We start from the raw sequence: 8396 nt of genomic DNA, 5'->3' as shown, positions 1-8396 counted from the left end.
TCAGCGTGGGCGCCAGGCACCTGCCCTCCCTCGGCAGCACCACCGACCACAGAAATCACGCCCCGCCCCGGGACGTCGGCCCACTACGGCCTCCACACCCCTTGACTCGACCTACAGCCAGCTAACCGTTGATGCCCTCCAGCAGGATGCGATCGTCCTGCTGCGCCAGTAGTCGGCGGGCTTTTCGCCGGGTGATCAGGATGCCGATCACCGCCAACGCCCAGACCGTGTACTGAAGGGTCCACGCCAGCCGGAACGAGTCGAAGGACAGCCCGCCGGCGGCCTGCAGGATCATCCCCATCAGCTGCATGAGCACCAGCGAGGCCAGGAAGCCGCCCATGTTCACCATGCCCTGGGCGGTGCCGAGGGTATGGCTGGGGTTGAACGTCCTGGCGAAGTCGAAGCCCACCATCGATCCTGGCCCGCCGACGGAGATGACGACCACCAGGATCACCAGCAGCCACACCGGTGCCCGGTGGGGCAGCGCGAGCACCACGGTCCAGATCGCGGCGTTGCTCGCGATGATGCCGAGCACCAGACGCGAGCGACGGTGGGGAAATCGGCCGGTGAGGACGCCGATGACGAGCCCTGCAGCGATCGCGGCGACAACGGAGATCGTCAGCAGAGTGCCTGCTGCGGTGGGTGACAACCCCTGGGCGACGGTCAGGTAGGGCACTCCCCACATCAGGGCGAACACCGTCACGGAGAACTGCGTGCCCATGTGGGTGAAGAAGCCGAGCCGGGTGCCCGGCCGCAGCCAGACCGTCTTCACGCTCGCCAGGGTCTCCCGCACGTTCATCGCCTCGGCGCTGACCACCGTGCCGTCAGGCGCGTTCTTGACCAGCGCTGCGACCAGCACCAGGACGAGAGCGCCCAGTGCGGCGGCAGAGGTGTAGGCGGGCGTCCAGCCGGATGCGGAGAGCAGCGCGAGGAACGGTACCGCGCTGAGCACCTGTCCCAACTGGCCGCAGATTCCGGTCAATTGGGTCACCAGGGGCACCTGCCGTGCGGTGAACCACCGCGGGACCAGGCGCAGGACGGAGATGAACGTCATCGCGTCGCCGAGCCCCAGCACTGCGCGCGCCGCGATCGCGAGCGGAAGCGACGTCGTCAGCGCCAGCACCAACTGGCCGGTGGCCATCAGCGTCGCTCCGGCGAGTATGAGCGCTCGTGAGCCGTACCGGTCGAGCAACAGTCCCGCGGGGATCTGGGCACCGGCGTAGACGACCACCTGCAGCACGACGAACATCGAGAGGAGGCCGGGTCCGGCGGCGAACCGCTCGGAGGCGGGCAGGCCGGACACGCCCAGGGTGGTGCGATCGAGAACAGCCACGATGTAGGCGAGAAGCCCGGTCGCCCAAATGATCCAGGGGCGCACGCTGCAACCTCTCGGGGCGAATGACGACGGGGACGGATGGTTCGGCGGCGCCGGACCACCCGACCATGCTCTCCCATGACGCGGTGCCGATGCCAACCGCTTTCCCGGGGAGAAGCTGCTCGACTGCCGCACCGTGGGCAAACATGTTGGCTGAAGTCGCGCCGCCGCGTAATATTACTTGACGGTCAGTTCCTATCTCCGCAGATGAACCGGCATGAAAAGTTATCAGCCCAGTGCGATCGGAGGATCAGTCTACTTCGCTCAGACGGTAGTCAGGCGCGTTACAGTTGTCCATGCACTGCGGAGGCCACCGCCTGGTCGCTCACGGGTCAGTGTCAAGGGGGTGCCGCTGTGGCTGAATATCGACTCGAGGATCTGGCTCGGGAGTCCGGCGTCAGTGCGCGCAACATCCGCGCGTACCGCGAACGTGGATTGCTGGACCCGCCGCGCCGCGTGGGCCGCTCCGCCCTGTACGACGACTATCACCTCTCGCAGCTCAACACGATCAGCCAGCTGCTGCGCAAGGGATACAACTCGGCGCACATCGCCGAGTTCTTCACGAGCATGCGGGAGGGCGAAGACCTCGCCGACATCCTCGGCCTGCAACGAGCCGTGCTGGGTCCCGACACCGACGAGCACGACAACCCGATCCTTCCGATCGAGCCCGACGCTCCCGAAGCGCACACGCTGATCGCCCACGGCATGGCCGAGGTGAAGGGCCGCAAACTGGTCCTGACCGACACCGATGCCGGCGAGATCCTGGCCCGGTCGCACGACCACACGGTCTACGTGCGCACCCTTCTGCGGTTCATCGAGGCGGCCGACATCTCGGTGGAGGAACTGGCCGAAACCTTCGTGAACAGCTTGGTGGAGCTGTACCGGACCGAGGTCGGAGGGTCCTATCTCCCCAAGCCCGACGAGATGGGCCGGCTTCGCCAGATCGTCGAGGATTACCGTCTGCTCGCCAAGAAGGTGATGGCGTCCCGGTTCGATCTGACGACCCGGCGGCTGATGTCCTCCTCCGGGTCGGACTACACCGCAGGCATCCTCCTCACCGGCGTCTGGGAGCGGCCGACAGGCTGACCGTCTCGGCCATTCAACGAGACTTACTGATCAGTAAGATTCTGCAGCAAACACCTGTCCAGTCCGCGAATTGGGGACCATACAGTTCGCGCTCGACTGTCGAACCTGCCCGCCACGCCGGTACACCATCTGCGAACGGCGATTTTCAGATAACGATTGCATAACAATGCGGCTTTGAACTGCGCTTCTACCTTACTGAACCGTAACCACCCGCCAGCAGGACGTTTGTCCCGGAAGCCGACGGACCGTGTTCCGTCCCGCGTTACGCGTGATTCTGTTACCCGTGCGTAGAACTCGCCAGTAACCAATTCTCACGCCAAAATCGAGTCGTCTCTTATGACACTCTTAGTACGGCTGCAGTGTCCGCCGCAGCGCCTCACGAGTCCGAGGCGCAGTGGTCGAGACCAGCCGGATTCGACGCCGAATCGCCCTGGCCCACGACGCGGGCTCGCCTGCCGTCGACGACGAGCTGTCCGCCCCACCGAGGACCCACGAGCACCGAGCCACACCACGCGCGGCGCGCCGAGAAGGCCGCGCGACGTATCACTGAGGAGAACACACGACGTGACGATCAACGACCAGCACCGTGCGACCACTCGCTCCGATTCCGAGGGCGGGCGAAACGTCGACTCCCTGGCCGGGGCGCACGCGCTCGTCGATCGGCTGCACGCCGGTGAGTCCTACGCGGTCGCGTTCGGCGGCCAGGGTGGCCCCTGGCTGGAGAATCTGGAAGAGCTGGTGAACTCCGCCGGCATCGAGTCCGAGATCAGCCAGCTGGTCGCCGAGGCCGAGCTGCTGCTCGAGCCGCTGGCCCGCGAACTCGTGGTGGTCCGCCCCATCGGCTTCGAGCCGATGAAGTGGATCCGCGCGCTGGCCGCCGACGAGCCGCTGCCGTCGCTCAAGGACCTCACCACCGCCGCCATCTCCGGCCCCGGCATCCTGCTCACGCAGATGGCCGCCCAGCGCGCGCTCAAGCGTCAGGGACTGGATCTCGAGGGGCATCCGCCGGTCGCGATCGCCGGCCACTCGCAGGGCATCACCGCCGTCGAATCGCTCAAGGCGCACGGTGCGCGCGACGCCGAGCTGCTGGCCATCGGTCAGCTGATCGGCGCGGCGGGCTCGCTGGTGTCCCGCCGCCGCGGCATGGTCGGTCGCGGCGACAAGTCGCCGATGGTGTCGGTGACCAATGTCGACCCGGACCGCATCGCCGCACTTCTCGACGAGTTCGCCCAGGACGTGCGCACCGTCCTCGCGCCCGCGCTGTCCATCCGCAACGGCCGCCGATCCGTGGTGATCACCGGGACACCCGAGCAACTGGCCCGGTTCGAGCTCTACTGCGAGAAGATCACCGAGCGCGAAGAGGCCGAGCGCAAGAACAAGACCCGCGGCGGTGCGATCTTCCGCCCGGTGTTCAACCAGCTCAACGTCGAGGTCGGGTTCCACACCCCGCGGCTGGCCGACGGTGTCGATCTCGTCGAGGAGTGGGCGGCCCGTACCGGTCTGGATCGTGAGCTGACCCGCAAGCTGACCGAGCACATCTTCATCACGCCGGTCGATTGGGTCGCCGAGGTGGAGGGCCTCGCCGCGGCGGGCGCCAAGTGGATCGTCGACCTCGGCCCCAGTGACACCGTCACCCGGCTGACCGCCCCGGTGATCCGGGGTCTCGGCATCGGCATCGTCGCGGCCGCCACCCGCGCCGGCCAGCGCAGCCTGTTCACCGTCGGCGCCGCCCCGGACGTCGCCCCGGCCTGGTCGAGCTACGCGCCGACGCCGGTCACCCTGCCCGACGGCTCGGTCAAGGCGTCGACCAAGTTCACCCGCCTCACCGGCCGGTCGCCGATCCTGCTCGCCGGCATGACGCCCACCACCGTCGACGCGAAGATCGTCGCCGCTGCGGCCAACGCCGGGCACTGGGCTGAGCTGGCCGGTGGCGGCCAGGTCACCGAGGAGATCTTCGACGGTCGCATCCAGGAGCTGACGCAGCTGCTCGAGCCGGGCCGTGCCGTTCAGTTCAACTCGCTTTTCCTCGACCCCTACCTGTGGAAGCTGCAGGTCGGCGGCAAGCGCCTGGTGCAGAAGGCCCGCCAGTCCGGCGCGCCGATCGACGGTGTCGTCGTCACCGCGGGCATCCCCGATCTGGAAGAGGCCGTCGACCTCATCGAGGAGCTCAACACCGTCGGCATCACCCACGTCTGCTTCAAGCCCGGCACGGTCGACCAGATCAAGTCGGTCATCAAGATCGCCACCGAGGTGCCCACCCGCGACGTCATCGTGCACATCGAGGGCGGCCGCGCCGGTGGTCACCACTCGTGGGAGGACCTCGACGACCTGTTGCTGTCCACCTACGGGGAGCTGCGCAAGTACCGCAACATCACGATCTGCGTCGGCGGCGGCATCGGCACTCCCGAGCGCGCTGCCGACTACCTCTCCGGTGAGTGGGCCAAGGCCTACGGCTTCCCCGAGATGCCGGTCGACGGCATCCTCGTCGGCACCGCCGCGATGGCCACCAAGGAAGCCACGACCTCGCCCGCGGTCAAGCAGATGCTGGTCGAGACCACCGGTACCGACACCTGGGTGGGCGCCGGTCATGCCATCAACGGAATGGCCAGTGGCCGTAGCCAATTGGGCGCCGACATCCATGAGATCGACAACGCCGCCTCGCGGTGCGGTCGCCTGCTCGACGAGGTGGCCGGCGACGCCGACGCCGTCGCCGAGCGCCGTGACGAGATCATCGCCGCGATGGCCGGGACGGCCAAGCCGTACTTCGGCGACGTCGGCGACATGACCTACCTGCAGTGGCTGCAGCGCTACGTGGAGCTGGCCATCGGCGACGGCGACAGCACCGCCGACACCGCTGCCCCCGGGAGCCCCTGGCTGGCCGACACGTGGCGGGACCGGTTCGAGGAGATGCTCAAGCGCGCAGAGGCCCGGCTGTCGGAGAAGGACTTCGGTCCGATCGACACGCTCTTCGGTGCCGACGGTGCGGCTCTGCTCGAACAGCCGGAGCGGGCCATCGACGCACTGCTCACCCGCTACCCCGACGCCGAGGCGGTGCGGCTGCACCCCGCCGACGTGCCGTTCTTCGTGACGCTGTGCAAGAAGCCGGGTAAGCCGGTGAACTTCGTGCCGGTCATCGACAAGGACGTCCGCCGGTGGTGGCGCAGTGACTCGCTGTGGCAGGCCCATGACGCCCGCTACACCGCAGACCAGGTGTGCATCATCCCGGGCACGCAGGCAGTCGCGGGTATCACCCGCGTCGACGAGCCGGTCGGCGACCTGCTGGACCGATTCGAGAAGGAGATCGTCGACCGCGTGCTGGCCGCCGGCGAGCAGCCGGTGCCTGTCGTGTCGCGCCGCCAGGCGCGCGCCGACGTCGGTGGTCCGCTGGCTGTCGTCCTCGACTCGCCCGACGTCCTGTGGGCCGGTCGCACCGCCATCAACCCCGTGCACCGCATCGGTGCGCCCGGTGAGTGGCAGGTCAACGACGTGCCGGGCAAGCCGAGCGCGACGCATCCGAACACCGGTGCGCGCCTGGAGCTCGCGGCCGGCCAGGATCGGCGGGCAGGAGCGGAGCGACCGGGGGATGTCGCTGTCACGCTGAGCGTTCCGCTGTCCGACATCTGGATCGAGATCCGCTTCACCCTGCCCTCGACGACCGTCGACGGCGGTATGCCGATCGTCACCGTTGAGGACGCTTCTGCGGCCATGCGTGCCGTGCTCGCGATCGCCGCTGGTGTCGACGGCCCCGACGCGTTACCCCCGGTCACCGACAACACCGCGACCGTGACCGTGGAATGGGATCCGGAGAAGGTCGCCGATCACACGGGCGTGACCGCCACGTTCGGCGCTCCGCTGGCGCCGGGTCTCACCCTGGTGCCCGACGCTCTGGTGGGCCTGTGCTGGCCCGCGGTCTTCTCGGCCATCGGCTCCGCCCTCACCGAGGACGGCTTCCCCGTCGTCGAGGGTCTGCTCAGCCTGGTGCACCTCGATCACGCCGCGCACCTGCTGGCGCCGATGCCGACCACCACGTCCCAATTGACAGTCACCGCAACCACACTGGCGGCGACAGATACCGAGGTCGGCCGCGTGGTCCCGGTCGAGGTGTCGATCGCGGACTCCGACGGCACCGTTCTGGCGACTCTCGAGGAGCGCTTCGCCATCCGCGGCCGGACGGGTGCTGCCGAGCTGACCGATCCGCCGCGCGCCGGCGGAGCCATCACCGACAACGCCACCGACACCCCGCGCCGGCGCCGGCGTGACGTCGTCGTCACCGCGCCGGTCGACATGAGCGCGTTCGCGGTGGTCTCCGGCGACCACAACCCGATCCACACCGATCGGGCCGCCGCACTGCTGGCCGGTCTGAAAACCCCCATCGTGCACGGCATGTGGCTCTCGGCCGCCGCGCAGCACGCGGTCACCGCGACCGACGGCCGGGCCACCCCGCCCGCTCGTCTGGTCGGGTGGACGTCGCGCTTCCTCGGCATGGTGTTGCCGGGTGACGAGATCGAGTTCCGCGTCGACCGGGTCGGCATCGACCGTGGCGCCGAGATCATCGAGGTGTCGGCCAAGGTCTCGGGCGAATTGGTGATGGCTGCCACCGCGCAGCTGGCCGCGCCGAAGACCGTGTATGCCTTCCCCGGCCAGGGCATCCAGTCCAAGGGCATGGGCATGGACGTGCGTGCGCGTTCCAAGGCCGCCCGCAAGGTCTGGGACATCGCCGACAAGTTCACCCGCGAGACGCTGGGCTTCTCGGTGCTGCACGTGGTGCGCGACAACCCGACCAGCCTGATCGCCTCCGGTGTGCACTACCACCATCCCGAAGGCGTGCTGTACCTGACGCAGTTCACCCAGGTCGCGATGGCCACGGTCGCCGCGGCGCAGGTCGCCGAGATGCGCGAGCAGGGCGCGTTCGTCGAGGGCGCGATCGCCTGCGGTCACTCCGTCGGTGAGTACACCGCGCTGGCGTGCGTATCCGGCGTCTACGAACTTCCCGCGCTGCTCGAGGTGGTGTTCCACCGCGGGTCCAAGATGCACGACATCGTGCCGCGGGACGCGCAGGGTCGGTCGAATTACCGGTTGGCCGCCATCCGTCCGTCGCAGATCGATCTCGACGACGCCGACGTCAAGGACTTCGTTGCCGAGATCGCCGAGCGCACAGGAGAATTCCTGGAGATCGTGAACTTCAACCTGCGTGGTTCGCAGTATGCGATCGCGGGCACGGTCGCGGGTCTGGAAGCGCTCGAGGAAGAGGTCGAGCGGCGTCGCGAGATCAGCGGTGGCAAGCGGTCGTTCATCCTGGTGCCCGGTATCGACGTGCCGTTCCACTCCTCGGTGCTGCGGGTCGGTGTCGCCGACTTCCGCCGTGCGCTGGAGCGGGTCATGCCGGAACCCAGTGACGCCGAGCTGCTGGTCGGCCGCTACATCCCGAACCTGGTGCCGCGGCCGTTCACCCTCGACCGCGACTTCGTGCAGGAGATCCGCGATCTCGTGCCCGCCGAGCCGCTGGACGAGATTCTCGCCGACTACGACACCTGGCGTAACGAACGTCCGAATGCGTTGTGCCGCAAGATCGTCATCGAGCTGCTGGCCTGGCAGTTCGCCAGCCCGGTGCGCTGGATCGAGACCCAGGATCTGCTGTTCATCGAGGAGGCCGCGGGCGGCCTCGGGGTGGAGCGTTTCGTCGAGATCGGTGTGAAGAACGCGCCGACTGTCGCCGGGCTCGCCACGAACACGCTGAAGCTGCCCGAGTACTCGCACAACACCACCGAGGTGCTCAACGCCGAGCGGGACGCCGCGGTGCTGTTCGCGACCGACACCGATCCCGAACCCGAGATCGAGGACACGCCGCCTCCGCCGGCCTCCGCCGAACCGGCTGCAGCGCCGGTCGAGGCGGCCCCCGCGGCGCCGGCGCCCGCCGCCGCACCGACCGGCGGGC

At 68.4% G+C, this 8396-nt stretch carries 3 protein-coding genes; 2 read left to right on the top strand and 1 reads right to left on the bottom strand.

Features of this window, described 5'->3' with window-relative positions; genetic code table 11:
• Positions 1 to 121 precede the first annotated feature (121 nt).
• Entirely contained in the window at positions 122 to 1378 is a 1257-nt protein-coding gene (locus tag MHN84_RS29370) for a nitrate/nitrite transporter (RefSeq protein WP_241207961.1), read from the bottom strand.
• Positions 1379 to 1729: 351 nt separating this feature from the next.
• On the opposite strand from MHN84_RS29370, the gene MHN84_RS29365 reads away from it, so the two are divergent.
• Positions 1730 to 2461, top strand: a complete 732-nt coding sequence (locus MHN84_RS29365) for a MerR family transcriptional regulator (protein ID WP_241207960.1) — start codon at positions 1730 to 1732, stop codon at positions 2459 to 2461.
• Positions 2462 to 3025: 564 nt separating this feature from the next.
• On the top strand, positions 3026 to 8396 hold a 5371-nt coding region (locus tag MHN84_RS29360; RefSeq protein ID WP_374238443.1), incomplete at its 3' end, for a fatty acid synthase subunit beta domain-containing protein.

Origin of the sequence: Mycobacterium sp. PSTR-4-N, assembly GCF_022348085.1 — a bacterium.
Classification (GTDB): Bacteria; Actinomycetota; Actinomycetes; order Mycobacteriales; family Mycobacteriaceae; genus Mycobacterium.
Note: the sequence above shows the minus strand (reverse complement) of the source record. Positions and strands in the feature narration are given on the sequence as shown.